Consider the following 1462-nt stretch of genomic DNA (forward strand, 5'->3'; position numbering starts at 1 on the left):
CCATGGGGCACCGGCTCTAAAGGCCGGTGACGATCGTGATCGGAGGGGATATCGAGCGAAGCCGTCGCTCAATGGTATTCGTAGTGGCCGTCGCTGCCCTGCGCTTCGAGGCCGTGGTAACTGGGGCGGTAGCTATTGTGTTCATCCTGCCACTGGCGCGAGAGCGAAACCGCTTCGTCGATCTGTGCCTGAGTCATCTGCTCCGCCAGTTCTGCCTTTTTGCCGGAAGACGCCGTGCCGCCGAGGTCGTACATCATGTAGGCGCGGACGAGGTCTTGATCGGTGCCGATGCCCTGGGCGTAGAAGTCGCCTGCTTGATCGAAAGCTAGAATGTAGTCTTTATCAACTGCCCGGCGGATCCATTTAAAAGCTTCATTTTCATTTTTCTCAACACCTCGCCCAAACTTATAAAAGATGCTCATCCTCTGCATTGCTAAAGGATCGCCATTATCCGCCAAGACCCCACTCCAATATGCGGCCTTACTTTCGTCCACTACGCTAACGTCGCCATTTATCCCTACCATATATGCTTCAGCTATATCTTTCTGAGCTTCCAACACTCCACTCTCCGCAGACTTTTCTAGATAGAGCATGCCTTGCTCGACATCGCTATCAACTCCGCGGCCATAGGCGAGCATTAACCCCATATAGTAGTAGGCTTCGTCGCTGCCATTCTCAGCTGCGTTTTCAAACCAGTGATACGCTCTGGGATAATCAACTTCTAGATCACCATAGCCATTTAGATAAGCATGTCCCAGTATATATTGAGAGCAGACATCTTGATGTTCCGCTTCTTCTACTAACGCTTTCTGACCATATTCTTCAAAGCGGTTTTCTAGATCAGATACCGAAGCGTTTGCACAAAAAGGAAGCACTAGAAAGATCAAAAAAAAGAAGGAAAAAGACAGACTTTTATAGACCGATTTCAAAAACATCTCTTGCTCCTGAGAAATTGCTGTTAGGACGATAAATCAAAGCAAGTCGAGCTTTTTCCGGAAATCCCTCTAGACCTGCCTTCCAAGCCACAAGGACGCCATTATTCTCGATAGTTAGACTAGGACGTGAATTTTCTTCATCCCCACGCTTAAGTCGATCAGAAGACGTTTCTTCAGCCAAGCGGGGTTCATCTCCAGAATCGAGGATAGAGAATTGGCCTATCGCCAAAGGTGCCGAGTTAGAAATTTGAACAAACTCAATATCTATATCGGATTCAATACACTTAGGGAGGTTAATTTTCATATTAACATAATAAGGCTCTTCCCCACGGTTTCTTCCTTCTATTTGAGCCGCCACACCGCGCGCGCCAGTCTGCTCTAATTTTCCCCACCGCTGAATCACGTCGATATCTACAGAGATCCCGCGAATGACCATCTCCAGCGATTCCTGCTCTTCTTCAAGCGAGGCGAAGGGGGCTTCCTGGCGGCCTGGGACGCCGAAGATACTGCGCCGCACCCAGACGCGA

General features: G+C 49.2%; 2 protein-coding genes. Both read right to left on the reverse strand.

The features are described from left to right. Positions 1-68 precede the first annotated feature (68 nt). Positions 69-935, reverse strand: coding sequence for a tetratricopeptide repeat protein (locus DOM41_RS14895; protein WP_110687673.1), 867 nt, complete (start codon positions 933-935; stop codon positions 69-71). Next, a partial coding sequence (locus DOM41_RS17555) for a hypothetical protein (RefSeq protein WP_157956946.1) occupies positions 913-1462 on the reverse strand: 550 nt, incomplete at its 5' end. The genes DOM41_RS14895 and DOM41_RS17555, both read right to left, overlap by 23 nt.

The organism is Salinicola aestuarinus (genome assembly GCF_003206645.1).
Lineage (GTDB): Bacteria > Pseudomonadota > Gammaproteobacteria > Pseudomonadales > Halomonadaceae > Salinicola > Salinicola aestuarinus.